Origin of the sequence: Kitasatospora sp. NPDC088548, assembly GCF_044753005.1 — a bacterium.
GTDB lineage: Bacteria > Actinomycetota > Actinomycetes > Streptomycetales > Streptomycetaceae > Kitasatospora.
In genome coordinates, this window is sequence record NZ_JBIVMI010000014.1 from 125,467 (window position 1) to 141,647 (window position 16,181).

Sequence of the window (16,181 nt, forward strand, 5' to 3'; positions counted from 1 at the left end):
CCGATACCGAGAACGGGACGCTCACTCCTTCGGGCGACGGTTGCGCCACTCCTTGAGCCGTCGTTCGGCGGTGTCCAGCTCGTTCGGCGGGGCCTTCCGGGAGGTCTTCTGGAAGAACGACAGCGCGAGCAGGACCAGCCCGTCCGTCTCCTCCGCGTAGAGGAGGCGGAAGATGCGGCGGTTGCCGGTGAGCCGCACCTCCAGCAGGTCGTGCCCGACGTTCTTCACATCGCCCGGCAGGGTCTGCCGGGCCTTGACCCGGTCCATCAGGACGGCGAGCTTGGTGAGTTCGTACCGGGCGAGCCCGGCCTTCTCAAGCTCCTTGTTCACCGGCGCGGAGCCGTCCGCGCCCTCGTAGAAGGCCCACCCTCGCTCCTCCACCGCCCACCCCGCCCATGCCCCCCGACTGATGCGATCGTCAGGTAAGTCTAGGGGTGTGCCCGGTGCACACGGCGACGCCGGCATTGCCGTATCTGCTCGGCGGTCAAGGAGATCCCGGTCCCTGTCGCACCTGTCCGTTAGGTTCTCGGCCATGAGCGACGGAATCGAATGGATGGATGCCGAACTGGGCAGTGAGGGCTTCTCCCTCACGATGGTGAGGGGCGTCAGCCATGAGGAACTGGCCGTCCTCCTGGGCGCGCGGCCGGGCTCCGTCATGGACGCGGACACCGCCCAGGAGATGCTGGAACTCTCGCCCGCGCCGTGGCGGGGGCCGGACTACGCGATGGTGGGTGATACCGGTAACGGCTGGGCGTTCGCGATCGAGTCACCCGAGACCAGCGGCCGCGCCGACCGATACGCGTCGGGCAGGGACCTCTGGTCGAAGCACACCGTCGTGAAGGTCGTGGACAGCACCATGGACCCGCCGATCATCAACGTCGGCGTGGACGGGGAACCCCCTTGGATGTTCTGGGAGTACACGACGAAGGAGATGGATCACCCGCTCACCCGCCGCCTGGTCGCCGGGGGCGGATTCGTCGAGGCCCCCGACCGTGTCCACAGGGGCGACGCGTCCGGCGTGGGGATGTCCGACGTGTACCGGATCGTGGGCGAGCACCTCGGCCTGACCCTGCCGCGGCAGGCGATCGTCAGCCGGCGCCTGCCACACGTCTTCACCGAGCCCAGGGTGCTGGTGCACCCGCAGGTCCGGTGTCCGGCCTGCGGGGACAGGGGGATGCTGGCGCACGGTGGCGGGTCCTGGGGTCCGGGCGAGTACCGGTTGGTCTGTGATTACTACAAGGTCCGCAACGTACCCGGCTACCCGCCGCAGGGATGCCCCGGAGAGATCGGTGCGCCCGTGCCGGCCGAGGCGGTGCTGGAGGAACCGAACCCGAAGTACGACAACGTCCACATGCCGCCCACGGCATGAGCGCCACCGCACCTGGCAGCTGATCGAAGGGGCGCTTCTGGGGGAAGGCGCCGGGGCTGCGGTCACCGTGCTTGTGGTGCGGGTGCGTTGGGGGTGGCCTGGCGGGTTCGGGGTGAGGAGTCCCGGCCGGTCTGACGGGCGGCTCTGCGTGCGAGGACGGCGTTGCGCACGTGGGTGGCGTGGGTGTGGACGGCGGCGGGGGAGAGCCGGGCCGGGGGCGGCGGCGAGGTGGCCGCGCCGGTGCGGCAGGCCCGGCAGAGGCCGCCGAGGAGGGCCTGCGGGCGGCTCGGCGTGCGGCAGTCGGTGCAATCGATGATCCGCGTGGACGGGGGCGGCGCGGGTGCCCAGGGGCGTTCGGGCGGCATCTTGTCGAGCAGGCGGCGGCGGGTGAACGCGGCCGGGCTGTGCACGGAGGGCGGCAGGCCCGCGGTGAGGGTGGCCGCGAAGAGGTCGGGCGGCATCCCGCGCGCCAGCCACTGGGCGGCGAGCGGTTCGAGGTCCGCGCACTCGGTGGCGGACAGCGCGAGCCGGGCGTCCGCCAGGCCGAGGGCGGCCAGGGCGTCGTAGGCGGGCGAGCGCGGGGGCCGGTGCGGGGGTCGGTGCGGGGGGAGACGTGGTGCGCGCGGGCCGGGGCGCTCGTCCGGGTGAACCTCGGCGGGGTCGCCGGTGGCCAGGAAGTGCGCCCACCAGGCGTCGTCCCGGGCCGTGCGGGAGAAGTAGGTGCGGAACACCCACTGGGTGCGGTCGGCGCCGACCCGTTCGCGGATGCGGCGCAGATGCCCGGCGACGGAGAGGTTGTTGAGGGCGGTGCGGACGGCCTGCTGCCCGTAGTGGGGCTGATCGCGGGCGAGGGTCTTGGTGTCCATCGCGGCGCCCTCGGGGAGGCGGTCGATCAGGCTTGCCAGGTACGCCTCGCGGCCGGGCAGGTGTGCGAAGTCGTCGGCGCGGCGCGGGCGTTGGCCCGGAGCGGACTTCTTTCCGTAGCCCGACGCGGCCATGCTGGGCGCGTCGGAGGGGGTGGCGGCGGTAAGGTCGTGGGTAGCCACTAGATCGACTCTCATTCGATCGTGCTGGTCAAACCCCCGTTCGGTGTGCCTAGCACCGGCGGGGGTTGATTCTTTTGTGCGCACGCTACACGGCGCATGCGCATGGTGGCGACCTGGTGACCATTAGTCATATCTGCTGGCTGTGGCGGTACTTGGGTGGGTGGGAGGGAGATGGTTACCCACCCATTCCACTGAAAGGTCACTCGACTGCCGACGCCTGAGCTTCGGCCGCCCGTCAAGCTGGACCGGACGCGCTGCACGTGGAGATTCCCGGGTCGGCCTGGCCTTCGCGGCCGGGCCGGGACCGTCGGCGGACACGGGCAACACCGGGCTGATGAGCGAGCTCACCGGCCGCCGGTGTACGAGAACGACCCCGCGATGTCGAAGCCGGCCAGCGCGGCGGCGTCGGCGGTCGCGGAGTTGGGCCCCGGTGTCCAGCACCGCGCGGAGCCGCGAGGAGGCCACGTCCTCCACGTAGGCATCGCCGGCGGTGAGCTGCTTGATGCGGTGTGGGTCCACGTCGTGGCCGACGACGCGATGGCCCACCTCGGCGGCGCGCACGGCGAGCGGCAGTCCCACGTAGCCTTGGCCGGCGACAACAACATCCATGACGACTCCGATCCGGGTAAGGAGCACCGCTGTGGCCCTGGTTTCCGTGGTGATGCCTGTGCACAATTCGGTGGCCACGCTCGGGCCCGCAGTTCGGTCGGTGCTGGCGCAGACCCACACCGATCTCGAACTGCTGATCACGGACGACGCGTCCTCGGACGGTTCGGTGGATCTGCTGAGAGAGCTGGCTCGGCAGGACGAGCGGGTCCTGCCGGAGGCAGCGGCCCGGCAGGGGGGCGCGGCCCGGGCCCGCAACCTGGCCATCGCGCGGGCCCGGGGTGACTACATCGCCTTCCTCGACAGCGATGACATGTGGCTCCCGACGAAACTGGAGAAGCAGCTCGCCTTCGCCGCGACGGCCGGGACGCCCCTCACGTTCACCTCCTACTACAAGATGGACGCCCTGCACTCGGGCGAGGCCGCCGACTTCGTCCCGAACGGGCGTGTGGTGTGGGCGCCGGAGCGCGTGGACTACAGCGCGATGCTGGTCCAGGACCACATCGGCGCCCTGACCGCCATGTACGACCGCAGGGTGGTCGGGACGAGGCTGATGCCGGACATGCCGAAGAGGCAGGACTACGCGCTCTGGTTGTCGATCATGCGGGATGGGACTCCCTCGCGGGCGCTGCGGGAACCCCTGGCGGTGTACCGGGCGCAGCGGGCCGGGTCGCTCTCGTCGAACAAGCTGTCGCTCGTCCCGTACAACTGGAACCTCTACCGCCGGCACGAACAGCTCTCGGTGTTCCGGTCGACGCGGGCTCTGGCCGGAGCGGCATGGCACTCAGTGCGGAAGTCGCACATCTAGCACCCGTTCACGAGCCCGGGGAGCCCGGTGCGCGACCGTTTCCGGGTGGTGCCCGACCGGGCCCCGCCCCGTGGCCGTGCCGCGTGCTCGGCGGCTGGACCCGCAGGGCGGGACTCGGCGGGTCACCGGTGCCGTCAGTCGGCTACGCGGTCGAGCCGGCTCCGGCCGGCGCGCGCAGGAACAAGCGGCGCCGACCGTGCCGGGTATCCCGGCCAGCCATTCGACCCCGGACAGGTGCTCGGCGGCGGCCCAGGCTCTGTCGGGGTTGCGAACCGGTGCAGGAGTTCCTGGACGCCACACTCAAGAGCTGACCGGCCTCGACGTGGTGCGCACGCTACATGGCGGATGTGCATGGTGACGATCTGGTGACCGTTGGTCATATGTGCTGACTGTGGTGGTACTTGGGTGGGCGGGAGGTGGGTGCCCACCCATTCCACTAGAAGGTCACTCGACCGCCGACACCTGAGCTTCGGCCGCGAAGGCGAGGAAGTCGGCCTAGGCAGAGGGCGAGAAGGCGAGCTGCGGGCCGGCCTTGTCCTGATCCGGGCCGCATCGCCAGGACGGATGCGTTCCGGCCGTAGCGCCGTACGCGATGGACGTGACGAACAGCCGGCGAGCAGGGCATCCTGAGCGGCATGGACTTCCAGCCGGTTGAGCGCGCCTCGGAGGCGTTCCAGCAGTCACTGTCCGCGGAGGAGATCGGGAAGGTCTGCCGACGGGCCTTCGGGGACGCCGCCGCGCCGGTGTCCGCCATCGAGCTGGGCACGGGGATGTACAACAACGTCTACCGTGTCATCCTGGCCGGGCGGGACCGGCCGGTGATCCTGCGGGTCGCGCCGCCGGAGGCCCGCCAGTTCCTCAGCGAGCGCCACCTGATGCGAAACGAGTACGCGAGCCAGCCGTGGCTGGCCGTGATCGCACCACTGATGCCCCAAGTCCTCGCCGCGGACTGGTCGCACGAGGTGATCGGCCGGGACTGGATGATCCAGACCCACCTGGACGGCATCCCGGCCCCGGAGCACCTGGGGACGTACCCGCGTACCGCCTGGCCGGTGTTCTTCCGGCAGATGGGCGCCATTGCCCGCTCCGTGCACGACGTGCGGGGCCCGCACTTCGGGCCCGTCGGCGGTCCGGGGTACGGGACGTGGAGCGAGACGGTGATCGCGTCGCTGGAGGAGATCGCCTCCGACCTGGACGGTGCCGGCCTGGACGCGGCCGACGTACGGAAGGTCGCCGCAGCGGCCGCGCACGAGAGCGCCGTGCTCGACGAGGTCACCGAGCCGAGGCTGCTGACCGGGGACCTGTGGACCGTCAACGCCCTCATGGACCCGGCAGCTCCCGAGCCGGTGATCACCGGCGTGCTGGACTTCGACCGCACCTGGTTCGGGGACCCCGCCGCTGACTGGACCATCTGCATGGCGACGGCCAAGGACGACGAACGGACCACGTTCTGGGAGTCCTACGGGGCCCTGGACCGCTCGCCCGCAGCGGTGTGGCGGGCGAGGGTCTACGAGGCCCGGCACCTGGGCGCGATCCGCCTGGAGCGCCACCGGCTGGCCAAGACGGACGCGGTCCGCGAGAGCTACGGCGCGATGGCCGAGGTGCTCACCGGTCTGACCTGACCGGGCCCGTTCTCCGGGACCGGTTCGACCCGGATGCGGACTTGCCGCAGGAGCGCGTCGGCCCGCTCCTCGACCTCGGCGGCATCCGGGCCGGTGACCACGAACGACCCCAGCCGGTGGCTGTTGGCGCCCGGCTCGTGGACCGCGCCGCCGATCGCAGCCCGCCAGCGGACGAACGGCACGCCCGGTCCCGTCTTCGGGAATCCGGAGAGGGACGTCAGCCGTCCGGCGCGCGGGCTGGTCAGGAACCGCACGGTCGCGTATCCGCGGGCGGTGGGGGCGAGCGCGGGCTGGCAGGCGAGTGCGACATCGAGCAGGGCCGCCCACACGTCGATGCCCAGGGCGTGCTGGATCAGGACCCCGATGTGCCCGGCGGCGAGGCGGGCGCCGATCTCGATGACCTCGCACCGCCCGTCCGCCGCGACGATGACCTCGGTGTGCGAGGCGCCGTGCCGGATACCGACCGCCCGGACCGCCGCTTCGACCTCCCGGTACACGGCTGCCTCGACAGCCGGGGGCAGGTGAACGGGGAGGCTGTGCCCCGTCTCGACTCTATTCGGGCCGCCGGTCACCTGCTTCCGGGTCACGGCGAGGTGCGCCGTGGTGCCGTCCTGCGTGAGGGACTCGACGCTGTACTCCGTCCCCGCGGCGTACGCCTGGACCAGGACGCGCGGGTCGCCGCCGCTTTGGTACATGTCGGCCACCTCGCGGGCGGCGTCGGCGGCTGCGGCTGCACCGGCCGGGCCGGCCACCACCGTGACGCCGGCGGAGCCAGCCCCGGACAGCGGCTTGACGACGCACGGGAAGCCGACCCGCGGGTCCGTCAGCGCGGCTCGCAGCTCGGCGCCGTCCCGGGCGAGGACCGTGTAGGGGGTGCGTACTCCGGCCGCCGTGAACGCCTCGGCCATGGCGGCCTTGTCCCGGGCGGCCCGCGCCCGGCCCGGGTCGTTGCCAGGCACCCCGAGCTCGGCGCACAGGTGCGCGGCAAGCTCGGTCAGGTACTCGTTGACGGTCAGCACGGCGCCGATACCGCGGCGGCGGGCGTACGCGGCGATCTCAGCCAGGGCCCGGTCGGGCCGGGCGAAGTCGGTGACAATCCGCCCGGCCAGCAGGCCCTTCAGCTCCGGCCCGTAGCCCGCGTACGCCGTGGTGGTGGTCGCGGCGTGGACCTGGTGCCCGCGGGCGGCCGCCGCCGTGGCGAGGGCTCCCGACTCGGGGCCGGCCGCGTCGAGCAGCAGCACGCCCGGGAGGGTCACGACAGGTAGTCCTCGAAGCCGCCGGTGCGGTGCATGTCCAGGGTGAAGCAGTGGAAGCCGCCCCCGAACAGGCGCCGGTGCCGGTGTCGTACGGGCACCACGTCGAAGCCCTCGGTCTCCAGAGTCTTGGTCAGGCCAGTGCACTCCTCGTTGACCAGCACTGTGTGCTCGTCGACCGAGAGCACGTTGAGGTCGATGTAGGGGCTGGTGAGGACCAGGTCCTCGTAGTCGTCGTAGACGGGGAACGCCCCGGTATCCGGCTCCGGCGGCACGATGTAGCGCCACGAGCGCAGTGGCTCGGGCATCAGGTCCCGGATGCCGTCGTGCCGGGCCAGGAACACCCCCGGCTTCAGGGCGAGGACCATGCTGTCGATGTGGTTGTCCGCCATCCGCCACACCCGGTGGACGCGGTACTGGTGGCCGAGGTGCCGCTGAAGCCACTCGGCGCCCCGGGCGTGATTCTCCTGGGCGACGTTAACGACCAGGTCGCGGCCCAGCCGCAGGACCTGCGCGCCGTCCAGCATCATCTCCACGCCGACGTCGTACGGGTTCGGCTGCGGGTCGTCGATAGCCTCGGTCGGCCCGCCCAGGGTGGTCGCGGTGTTCCGCGCGTACGACAGGTCGAACGACATGTCGGTGAGGGTGGGGCGGGGCATCGTCGTCCACCGCGCGCCGTCCTCCCAGTAGCCGGTGAAGACGGGGCCGAGCAGGCGGGTCTCCAGATAGCGGGAGCGGATCGCGGGCGGCGTCTCGATAATCTCGTTGCCGAGGATCAGCGTGTTGTCGCGGATGTTCAGCGCCGGGGTCGGGGCGGCCTCCCAACCCAGGCCCGCGATCGGGGCCGCGTCCGGGGGCAGGGGCAGCGGCCGGTGCACGGTGACCCCGAGTCCGGCGAGCGTGGCGGCCAGGGCCTCCACGTCCTCGTGCAACTCCTCGGCGTACCGCTCCTTGATGGCCCAGCTCTCCCGGTGGCCGGCCGCCGCCCGGGTCAGACGCGGATAGGCCCAGTCCGACCGGAAGCCCTTCAGATTCTCGTGGTGGAACAGCTCGAAGGAGATGTCGCGGTCGTGTCCCACGTAGTTGGCGGCGGACCCGACGATGACCTCCTTGAGCGGGGTGAAGTCGTCGTGACTGTTCAGGCGGGACATGGGCGTTCCTCTCGGGTGCGAGTGGTGGGTCAGGGGGTGCGGGGGACGGCGGTCACGTGCCGGTCGGCGAGTGCTCGGCCGCGGCGGACCCGCAGGGTCAGGCCGCTGCCGTCGTTGTCCGGTTGGAGGGTGCGCTGCTCGCTCCAGCCGGAGAACCGGAACTCGGTGCCGCAGGCCGGGACGAGTGCGAAGGTGCGCCCGGCGATCGTGAGGGCGAGGACATCGTCGGCACCGTGGTCGATGCGGGCGGGGATGAGGGAGCCGTCCAGCGGGGCGGGGGCGTCGAAGTCCGCGAACCCGGACGGCAACAACGCCTCGTACGGCAGCCTGGTGGGCCATGCCGGGAAAGCTGTGGCCGGGCTGGTGTGGTTGAGGAGGACCTCGCCGCAGGTGAGGAATTCCTGCCAGGAGTCCGGGAACCAGGCCGAGAGGTCTGCGGTGAGCAGGGCGTCGATCACGACATGGACCCGGGTCACCGTCCGGCTGGTGTTGCGCACCAGGTGCTCGCGGGAGAAGTCGCCGTACCAGAGGGTGCCCGGCTGCCAGCAGTGTTCGACGCCGTCCAGGACGAGCACGGCGCCCGGGTCGGTGACGACGGGGATGTGCAGGCGCACGATGCCCCGGTCCAGGCGGTACTTGGGGTCGCAGTGCGGGTTCGAGACGGCGCCGGGCCCCAGCGCCATCAACCGCACCGCGTTCAGCGGGGCGGGGACCGAGTCCAGGATCTCTGTGAGGTAGGGCAGCCGGTCGAGCCATCGCGTCGTCGCGAACGGCTGCGGGCCGGGACCCCCCGGGTCGGAGCGTTCCGGATCTCCGCCGAGGCTCCGCAGGGGCAGGACCCGCCAGTCGATCGCGGCGGACTGGCCGACCTGCCCGCCGTAGGTGTGGGTGCGCTGCACGTTCCAGGTGTGGGCGGTGACGGCCGCGAGTTCGGCGGCGAGCCGGCCGGAGTCGAAGACGGGGGAGAGCTGGGCGGCCTCGGCGGCCGTGGCGGGGGAGGTGGTCATGGGTGAGGCTCCCGGTCAGGAGGAGAAGGACACGGCGCCGGTGCCGATGTGCTGGCCGGCGTCGTAGGTGCCGGCGGGCACGCTCGCGAACCGCGTGTCGAGTCGGTCGAATGCTGCGGCGTGGCCCTCGACGGGGTCGTAGGCGAGGCAGAACACGAACTGCACCGGCTCGCCTGGGGCGAGAGGGATGGCGGGCATCGACACGATCACCCCGGTCCGGGTGGCCGGGTCGTACGCCAGGCTCAGCTCGTCGAGCGCGGCCAGGAAGGCGGCGAAGGAGGGCACCGCCCAGGTGGGTGGGACGTGGTACTCGACCACCTGCCGGGCCGGTTCGGCGGCGACGTCGACGATGCCGTGGGCGATCGACTGGTAGATGTGCAGGCTGCCGGAGACCTGGGCGTTGACCTCCGTGAACACCACCTCCCCGTCGGGCAGGAGCAGGGCGTCCGCGCTCAGGTGCCCGCGGTAGCCCATCGCCCGGTACGCCTCGGCCAGCCGGGCGCCGCCGTCCAGCAGTGCCGCCCGGACCGGCTCGGTGACGCCGTCCAGCGGAACGACCTGGTGGCTCAGGCGCCGCCCGACGTAGAGCAGTCGGCCCGTCTCGGTGGCCCGGGTGCCTTCGTCGGAGGCGTAGTGCTCGGAGTACACCGCGTCGGCGCTGGGCGTGAACTCTTCCACAACGACGGGCCAGCAGCCTTCCCCGCTCGCCCACGGCCACCGTTCGGCCCAGTACGCGGCGATGCCGTCCGGGCCCGGGGCCAGGTGGTGCAGGTGCCGGGCCCCGACGTGGTCCACGGCCATCGCCGCGTCGCGCACGAGCAATTGGTTGCCGACCCCGGCCCCGTTGTGGGCCTGCTTGACCACGACGGCCCCGGAAGCGGAGCGCGCCAGCAGTGCGCCGGTTGCTTCAGTCGCTTCGGTGCGGCTGCGGCAGACCCGGCCCGACAGGATCGGCACCCCGGCCGCCGCGGCCAGGGCCCGGAAGTTCGCTTTATTGTTGCCGATCTCCCCGCCGCCCTGCCCGAAGAAGGCCGCGCCCGGGAAGCGGTCGGCCACGCCCAGGGCATCGGCGAGCCATGCCACGGCGGCCGACGGCCACAGCGCGAACACCTCGCTCACCGCGTCGGCCCCGGCCGGACCGAGTGCGGCCCGCACCTGCTCCACGAACTCGGCCTCGGTCAGGGAGGCGGGATCGAGCAGCCTCTCGCCCCATGCTCCGGCCGGGGCGGCCAGCACGGTCAGCTCCTCGCGCTTCACGCCGGTGTGGGCCAGGGCGTAGTCGACGAACGCCGCGTCCGGCTTGCAGCACAGGATGAGCAGGTCACCGGGGCGGGCGAACCAGAACAGACGCTGCGTCCAGGCCCGCATGTCGCCGCGTTCGCGGATCGAGGGATCAATGTGGGTGCCGATGAGGATGCGCACAGCGGACTCCTGAAGACATGGGCGCGGACTGGCCGGGCCGGGGAAGAAAAGGGGTCAGGGAAGGAGGGCAGCGGGCAGCGTGTCGAAGGCCCGCATGGTCGCCGTTCGGCGCCGTACGCCGTCGCCGGCGGAGGCCAGCCGGGCCGGGTGTTCATTGAGGGCCGCGACCAGGGCGCGCAGCCCCGCCTGGGCGACGGTCGTTCCGACGCAGGAGTGCGAACCCCACCCGTAGCCGAGGTGGCGGTTCGGGGTGCGGTCCAGCACCAGCTCGTCCGCCCGGGTGAAGGCGGCCGGGTCGCGGTTGGCCGCCGCGAACAGCGGGACGACCTTCTGCCCGGGGGCGATGTCGACGCGGCCGATCCGGCAGGAGCGCACCGCCGTGCGCGTGGTGCCCTGCACCGGACCGTCGAAGCGCACCAGTTCATCCACGCCCGTGGCCAGCAGCGCCCCGTCCCGCATCCGGTCAAGGGCTCCCGGGTGGGCGAGGAGGGTGTGCACGGCGTTGCCGGCGGCGGCCACCATCGTGCTGTAGCCGCCCTGGAACATCACCCGCGCCGTGTTCTTCACGTACAGCCAGGTGGGCGCGTCGGAGTCGGGGGCCGCGGCCTGCCATACCCGGGCCAGCAGGCCGGGCCGGGCCGAGGCCGCGAACCAGGAGTCGACCAGGTCGCTCAGCTGCTGGCGGGCGATGCGACCCGGCTCGACGAGTGCCGGATTGAGGCCGCCGTCCATGCTCCGCATGATCGCGTCCGACACCGCGGCGAACTCCCCGTACGGCGGGGGCTCGACACCCAGCACATTGGCCACGACCGCCACGGACAGCGGCACCGCGATCTCGGCCACGACATCGAACGGGCCCGCTCCGGCCAGTTGGTCGAGGCGCTCACCCACCAGGAGGCGGGCACGGTCCTCGATCGCGGTCAGGTCCTGAGCGCGCAGCGCGGTCATGAACAGGGAGCGCACCGCGTTCTGCTGCGGCGGGTCGAGCGTCTGCACACTCAGGCTCGGCTCGGGCACCGTGCCCCCGGTGCGCCGCGGGTCGCGGGCGAACGTCTCGTGCTCGCGCAGCACCCGCACGCTGTCCGCGTACCGGGTCAGCGCCCAAGAGCCCATGCCCTCGTGCCAGAACACCGGCTCACGCTCACGCAATTGGGCCAGCACCGGGTACGGGTCATGCAGGATCTCCTCAGTCAACGGGTCGTAGAGGTCAGTCACAGACGGCATCGCGTGTCCTTCCAGAGCGGGAGGGGCGGGCCCGTCGCTACGGGCCCGCCCCAGGTTCCTCGGGCTCAGTGGATTCCTTGGGCTCAGTGGTCGTACGACATGGCAACCCCTCCCTGTGCGTTGGCGACGGTGGGCGTCCGGCGGTGGCTCCGGTCGGCCCTCGCCCGACAGGCGCGGGAGACGCAGCCCGGCGAGCGGGACAAGGCCGTAGGGAACGGCTTCGCCGCCGCGCCCCGCCCAGTCACACGGGGTGCCGGGCGGAACACGACGAGTACAGCGGCTACCGGCCTCGGGGTACAGAGGAAATCCCTATCCCCGCCCTATCCCCGGTCTCCTCGAATGGCTCTCCCGGGCGCGGAGCGGGTGGTGCAATGGGCGGGTGGACGACGAAATCCGCCACCCCCTCGCGCACGTCAGGAACGAGCGCGGATGGTCACAGGAGGAGCTGGCCCGCCGCATCCGGCAGGCCGCCGCGCGCCGTGGCCTGCGCTCGGGCACCAGGGGGTCACGGGTCTCCAAGTGGGAGACCGGCCGCGCCGACCCTGACGAAGACGAATCCCAGCCGCTCATCGCCGAGGTCTTCGGTATCGACTACGCGACCGTCGCCTATCTCGGCTGGCCCAACTGGCTCCCAGGCCAGGGCAACCCGCTGCCCCTCGGCCCGCACAATGCCGTCTCCTCACTCCGAGAGGCTCTGATGACCTCCCTGGACCGCCGGTCGTTCATCGCCTACACCAGCGGCTCGCTGGCCGTTCTCGCCCATCAGTGGGCCGTCACCAAGCCCGGCCGGTTCGCGCGTTTCGCCGCGCCCGGTGAAGCCGACGCCGAGATGCTCGACTGGCTGGAGTCGACCGGGGCGGAACTGATCCGTCTCGCCACCGAACGCAGACACCGCACCCGCCACCTGCTGGACGCGCACCTGACCACCGTCACCGAATTCATCAGCGAGTCCCGCTACACCTCAGCCGCCGGGCGGCGGCTGCACACCCTGGCCGCCTCCCTCTCGCAGGCCATCGCCTGGCAGCACTTCGACGAACGGCGCCACGCGTCCGCGGGCCGCTTCTGGCACGCCGCTCTCCACAACGCCCACACCGCCCACCAGCGCGACCTCGGCGCGGGCATCCTGTCCGATCTCGCGTATCAACTGCTGTGGCTCAAGGACGCACGAGCCGCCGCCGACATCCTCGACCACGCCATCCCTCGGACTCAGCACCCCACCGCGCGGTCCCTCCTTCACCTGCGACAGGCCCGCGCCCTCGCCGTGCTCGACGAGGGCGGCCTGTGCCGCCGGGCCCTCGCCGCCGCAGAGAAGGCGCTGGATACCCCGCCGTATGATCCCGCACCCGCCTGGTGCTCGTGGATGTCGCACGCCGACCTGGCCGCGGACAGCGGCCGTTGCCTCGCGGACCTCCGTCAGCGCCGCCAGGCCCACCAGCTCATGGACGAGGGCATTGCTTTGCTGCCCGCCACCCGCTCCAAGACCAGGTCCGTGTTCCTGACCTACCAGGCCGAGACCTACCTCCGCGACGGCGAACCCGACATCGCCGCGGAGACCGCCACACGCTCCCTCGACCTGGCCAGCCGGATCGACGCCCCCAGGTGCGTGACGATGATCCGCGACCTCGAACCAGAGCTGTCGCGATACGCGCAGACCGCTTCCGTCGCCGAACTGCTCGAACGGCTTCGAGCGGTCGGTTGAAGCTTCGCCGCCGGCTGCCCACTCCTGCTTGTGGAGTTCGAACAGATGGTTGGACCGCACGGAGTACGAGGTGGTGCAGTCCGGCCCCCGCCGGCTGTGGGACGAGGTGGCCGCCGCGTACCGGTGGTGGGCCGACCAGGACGGCCCCGGGCACGAGCGGTTCGGCCTGACGGTCACCCCGGAGGGCCAGACGGCCTGGCTCGACTCTCCTGACCACCCGGTTCCGCGGCAGAGCTGACGGGCCGCCCTCGCCCCGGGCCCTACCGGCGGTCTGGCAGCGCCACCCAGATCCGGTCCCGCCCGTGCACGCCACAGCGGCGCACGGGCGGGGCTTCGCCTACCGTTGCGCACGCTGGTCACTCACCACGAACCAGCGGGTCAAAGGCAATGTGCACTCTTGTTCGCTTCGCCAACGCCGGGTGGGTACGGGGAGGCTGCTCGCTCACAGATCGGCGGGGTCATAGCCGAACGGGAGGAGCCCCCGGCGCTCCCAGTCCAGGATCATGCGTGGTGCAGTACCCACCGGATGCGGCTGATCGGCGTCCAGCAGCTCGGTGACGTCGTCGTGCTGCGATACGCGCCCAAGCAGGAATCCGTCTGAGCCTCGCCGCCAAGCCTGGCTGCCCGCCCAGCGCCGGCCGACGTGGGCGTTCCTGTGGTGACGGCGCAGTGGTCAAGCCCTCGCCCGGCGGCGCGCCGCCGGGCGAGGGCCGGGACAGCTGCTGCCTTCTCCGTCGGCAGGACGTCCCGGAGGATCCGGGCGGACCGACGGGCGTTGGGGCAGTGGATGACCTCTTCCGGCGTCACGGTGAGGTCGACTCTCACGTCGTTGGTCATATGTGCTGACTGTGGCGGTACTTGGGTGGGTGGGAGGTGGCTACCCACCCATTCCACTAGAAGGTCACTCGACCGCCGACACCGGAGCTTCGGCCGCGAAGGTGAGGAAGGCGGCCCAGGCGGAGGGCGAGAAGGCGAGCTGCGGGCCGGCCTTGTCCTTGGAGTCCCGGACGTGGACGAGGTTGGGGTGGGCAGCCACCTCGACGCAGTTGCCGCCCTCGTAGTCGCTGTAGCTGGACCGGATCCACGGTGCTGCGACGCTCATAGTTGCTCCGCTACCTTTCTGATGAACTGCATGGAATCCTCAACGCTGAGGGCTTGCGCGCGGATTATCGCGTGCCGCGTGCTGAGCTCGCTCACGACCTTCGGGTCGGAGTGGAGTGCGTTCGTTCCATGGGTTTCCACATATACGTAGTGCTCGTGATTGACCGTCTCTATGACAACCATCGATCCGGAGAGGGCCGAGGGGATGGCCCGGTCGATGGTCAGGATCTGGACTCGCACATTGCGCAACTGTTCGGTCTCCAGCAGGCGGTGCAGCTGTCGCTGCATCGTTCCTGGGCCGCCCAGGCCGGCGTGGAGGGCCGCCTCGTAGATCACGAAGCTGTACAGCACGGTGGGGCGGAGGGTCAGCTTCTCCTGTCGGAGCATCCGAGCCTTGACGCGATCCTCGACCGTCGCATCGTCCACGGGCGGCATGGTGTTGCTCAAGATCGCTCTCGCATACTCCTCCGTCTGTAGCAGGCCGGGGATGTAGAGAGGCTCATACGAGTACATCGCGATGGCCTCGTCTTCGGCGTCGCGGTACGAGTCGGTGCGAGTAGGCGGGCTCTCCGAGGCCAGGTACTGGTAGGCCCCGAGCAGCATGCCTCGTGCGTTGCACAACTCGTCGGCAACGGTGAGGAGCTTCAGTGAAGGCTTCCTTCGTCCGGCCTCCATCGACCGCACGCTCTCGCAGTCGTAGTTCGAGGCTGTGCTCAACTCATCTCGAGTGACACCGGCTTGGGCGCGCCAGCGCTTGATTTGGTCGCCGCAGTACTTCCATGCCGTCGGGTTCTGCTTGGGCGTGGCCATCTCCGGATCCCCTCCTCGTGCCGGTCAACCTGCGGTGCAAGTGCTGAGGTACCGGCGTCGTAACTCCCGAGGCTATGCCCGGTTGCCGACGCTTGGAACGTGCAATGGCCGAACTTCGCCCCACGGAGTGACGCCCGACCTCCCCATGCCCCCAAGGACACTGATGATCACTCAGGCTGTCGACATCGAGTGGATGTTCCCCCGCCACCCCCGCAGCGCCGGCCGGGCCCGCGTCCAACTGCTCCGGCAGGCCTACGTCTGGCAGGTCGCCGACGAGACCACCGAGATCGCCGTCCTCCTTCTCAGCGAGCTGGTCACCAACGCCTGCCGGCACGCCCGTGGCCCGCGCGACCGTCTCGTGGGTGTCCGCTGCCTGATCGTCGACGACCTGCTCCGGGTCGAGGTCACCGACGCCAATGAGGACCTTCCCCAGCCCCGCGAGGCCGCCCCCGACGACGAGGCCGGCCGCGGCCTGCACCTCGTCGACGCCCTCGCCGACTCCTGGGGCGCCCACCTCCGCGGTGAGGGCTACCGCGGCAAGACCGTGTGGTTCCAACTGAAGCTCTGGGGCGGCGCGCTGTAGCGGCCGCGCGCCTGGGGGCCGGTCTCCCGGTGCAGGCTCTGATAAACATTTCAAGGTCATCCGGGCATTCCTCCTGCCCTTTCGGGCAATGCGTGGCCGAATTCCCTTTCGGTGGCCGATTCCCCGCGCCTCTCGCTCAATTCGGCCGGGCCGGAACTCCGGCCTGGCCGAATCCATGCCAGTCGTGGACAGTCTTTCGGTAACGGGCGGGGTGGGCGGATGGCAAGGTGATGGCGGCGTACCCCGATTGGTCAAGACCACTGCGATCTGCCCTGATCCATGCTGCGGAATGGTAAACCTCCACTTGTGGGCGGCGTACGGCCTGACCTGGCATGTCCGTTCTCGACCCGCCGTCTCGTGGTCTGGACCGCGCAAACCGGCCAACTCCTTGACAGGGCCATGCTGCCCATTGAAAGCTGGATGAGCTGCCGGAATCTCCCTGGGTTTCGGCTGTTGAAAATTTTACCGGCCGGCCGGTTC

Annotated in this window: 16 protein-coding genes; 6 read left to right on the forward strand and 10 right to left on the reverse strand. The window is 71.0% G+C overall.

Annotated features, from left to right (window positions below):
• Positions 1-21: 21 nt before the first annotated feature.
• A complete protein-coding gene (locus tag ACIP82_RS19635) occupies positions 22-381 on the reverse strand; it encodes a type II toxin-antitoxin system RelE/ParE family toxin (RefSeq protein ID WP_363604885.1) in 360 nt (119 codons plus the stop codon).
• Positions 382-532: 151 nt separating this feature from the next.
• Between ACIP82_RS19635 and ACIP82_RS19640 the strand changes: the two genes are divergently transcribed.
• Complete coding sequence (locus ACIP82_RS19640; protein ID WP_400654685.1) at positions 533-1,369, forward strand: hypothetical protein; 837 nt, start codon at positions 533-535, stop codon at positions 1,367-1,369.
• A gap of 62 nt (positions 1,370-1,431) precedes the next feature.
• On the opposite strand, the gene ACIP82_RS19645 is transcribed toward ACIP82_RS19640, so the two are convergent.
• Both ACIP82_RS19645 and ACIP82_RS19650 read right to left on the reverse strand, forming a co-directional pair.
• Positions 1,432-2,415, reverse strand: a complete 984-nt coding sequence (locus ACIP82_RS19645; protein ID WP_400654688.1) for a hypothetical protein — start codon at positions 2,413-2,415, stop codon at positions 1,432-1,434.
• A gap of 123 nt (positions 2,416-2,538) precedes the next feature.
• A complete protein-coding gene (locus tag ACIP82_RS19650) occupies positions 2,539-3,024 on the reverse strand; it encodes a hypothetical protein (RefSeq protein ID WP_400654690.1) in 486 nt (161 codons plus the stop codon).
• 31 nt (positions 3,025-3,055) lie between these two features.
• Here ACIP82_RS19650 and ACIP82_RS19655 point away from each other — a divergent pair, with 31 nt between their 5' ends.
• Positions 3,056-3,829 (forward strand): glycosyltransferase family 2 protein, encoded by a 774-nt coding sequence (locus ACIP82_RS19655; protein WP_400654692.1) that lies wholly within the window; start codon positions 3,056-3,058, stop codon positions 3,827-3,829.
• A gap of 635 nt (positions 3,830-4,464) precedes the next feature.
• Positions 4,465-5,451 carry a phosphotransferase family protein gene (locus ACIP82_RS19660; protein ID WP_400654694.1) on the forward strand — a complete coding sequence of 329 codons (987 nt, stop codon included), beginning with the start codon at positions 4,465-4,467 and terminating at the stop codon, positions 5,449-5,451.
• On the opposite strand, the gene ACIP82_RS19665 is transcribed toward ACIP82_RS19660, so the two are convergent.
• From ACIP82_RS19665 to ACIP82_RS19685, 5 genes are read right to left on the reverse strand one after another with little or no spacing between them, the layout of a single operon-like run.
• Positions 5,412-6,707, reverse strand: coding sequence for an ATP-grasp domain-containing protein (locus tag ACIP82_RS19665; RefSeq protein WP_400654696.1), 1,296 nt, complete (start codon positions 6,705-6,707; stop codon positions 5,412-5,414). The genes ACIP82_RS19660 and ACIP82_RS19665 overlap by 40 nt on opposite strands.
• Positions 6,704-7,855 carry a glycine amidinotransferase gene (locus ACIP82_RS19670; RefSeq protein ID WP_400654698.1) on the reverse strand — a complete coding sequence of 384 codons (1,152 nt, stop codon included), beginning with the start codon at positions 7,853-7,855 and terminating at the stop codon, positions 6,704-6,706. The genes ACIP82_RS19665 and ACIP82_RS19670 overlap by 4 nt, the downstream gene beginning before the upstream one ends.
• A gap of 29 nt (positions 7,856-7,884) precedes the next feature.
• Positions 7,885-8,862 carry an aspartyl/asparaginyl beta-hydroxylase domain-containing protein gene (locus ACIP82_RS19675; RefSeq protein ID WP_400654700.1) on the reverse strand — a complete coding sequence of 326 codons (978 nt, stop codon included), beginning with the start codon at positions 8,860-8,862 and terminating at the stop codon, positions 7,885-7,887.
• 15 nt (positions 8,863-8,877) lie between these two features.
• Entirely contained in the window at positions 8,878-10,284 is a 1,407-nt protein-coding gene (locus ACIP82_RS19680) for a hypothetical protein (protein ID WP_400654703.1), read from the reverse strand.
• A gap of 54 nt (positions 10,285-10,338) precedes the next feature.
• Complete coding sequence (locus tag ACIP82_RS19685; protein WP_400654705.1) at positions 10,339-11,508, reverse strand: cytochrome P450; 1,170 nt, start codon at positions 11,506-11,508, stop codon at positions 10,339-10,341.
• A 379-nt stretch (positions 11,509-11,887) separates the two neighbouring features.
• On the opposite strand from ACIP82_RS19685, the gene ACIP82_RS19690 reads away from it, so the two are divergent.
• Together ACIP82_RS19690 and ACIP82_RS19695 are read left to right on the forward strand one after the other, a co-directional pair.
• On the forward strand, positions 11,888-13,207 hold the full coding sequence (locus tag ACIP82_RS19690) for a helix-turn-helix transcriptional regulator (protein WP_400654708.1): 1,320 nt from the start codon (positions 11,888-11,890) through the stop codon (positions 13,205-13,207).
• Positions 13,208-13,256: 49 nt separating this feature from the next.
• Positions 13,257-13,445: a hypothetical protein gene (locus ACIP82_RS19695; protein WP_400654710.1), complete on the forward strand. Its 189-nt coding sequence runs from the start codon at positions 13,257-13,259 to the stop codon at positions 13,443-13,445.
• A 663-nt stretch (positions 13,446-14,108) separates the two neighbouring features.
• Here the strand turns inward: ACIP82_RS19695 and ACIP82_RS19700 are convergent.
• Positions 14,109-14,309: a DUF397 domain-containing protein gene (locus tag ACIP82_RS19700; RefSeq protein WP_363610689.1), complete on the reverse strand. Its 201-nt coding sequence runs from the start codon at positions 14,307-14,309 to the stop codon at positions 14,109-14,111.
• On the reverse strand, positions 14,306-15,118 hold the full coding sequence (locus tag ACIP82_RS19705; RefSeq protein ID WP_363610691.1) for a helix-turn-helix transcriptional regulator: 813 nt from the start codon (positions 15,116-15,118) through the stop codon (positions 14,306-14,308). Before ACIP82_RS19705 ends, ACIP82_RS19700 begins: the two co-directional genes overlap by 4 nt.
• Positions 15,119-15,281: 163 nt before the next feature.
• Here ACIP82_RS19705 and ACIP82_RS19710 point away from each other — a divergent pair, with 163 nt between their 5' ends.
• Positions 15,282-15,701 (forward strand): ATP-binding protein, encoded by a 420-nt coding sequence (locus ACIP82_RS19710; RefSeq protein WP_400654714.1) that lies wholly within the window; start codon positions 15,282-15,284, stop codon positions 15,699-15,701.
• The last annotated feature ends 480 nt before the right edge of the window (positions 15,702-16,181 follow it).

What these genes read in the sequence shown, in the direction of transcription:
- ACIP82_RS19660 (WP_400654694.1), top strand. Translation starts at nt 4,465, where the DNA reads ATGGACTTCCAGCCGGTTGAGCGCGCCTCGGAGGCGTTCCAGCAGTCA.
- ACIP82_RS19700 (WP_363610689.1), bottom strand. Translation starts at nt 14,309, where the DNA reads ATGAGCGTCGCAGCACCGTGGATCCGGTCCAGCTACAGCGACTACGAG.
- ACIP82_RS19685 (WP_400654705.1), bottom strand. Translation starts at nt 11,508, where the DNA reads ATGCCGTCTGTGACTGACCTCTACGACCCGTTGACTGAGGAGATCCTG.
- ACIP82_RS19650 (WP_400654690.1), bottom strand. Translation starts at nt 3,024, where the DNA reads ATGGATGTTGTTGTCGCCGGCCAAGGCTACGTGGGACTGCCGCTCGCC.
- ACIP82_RS19640 (WP_400654685.1), top strand. Translation starts at nt 533, where the DNA reads ATGAGCGACGGAATCGAATGGATGGATGCCGAACTGGGCAGTGAGGGC.
- ACIP82_RS19675 (WP_400654700.1), bottom strand. Translation starts at nt 8,862, where the DNA reads ATGACCACCTCCCCCGCCACGGCCGCCGAGGCCGCCCAGCTCTCCCCC.
- ACIP82_RS19705 (WP_363610691.1), bottom strand. Translation starts at nt 15,118, where the DNA reads ATGGCCACGCCCAAGCAGAACCCGACGGCATGGAAGTACTGCGGCGAC.
- ACIP82_RS19670 (WP_400654698.1), bottom strand. Translation starts at nt 7,855, where the DNA reads ATGTCCCGCCTGAACAGTCACGACGACTTCACCCCGCTCAAGGAGGTC.
- ACIP82_RS19710 (WP_400654714.1), top strand. Translation starts at nt 15,282, where the DNA reads ATGATCACTCAGGCTGTCGACATCGAGTGGATGTTCCCCCGCCACCCC.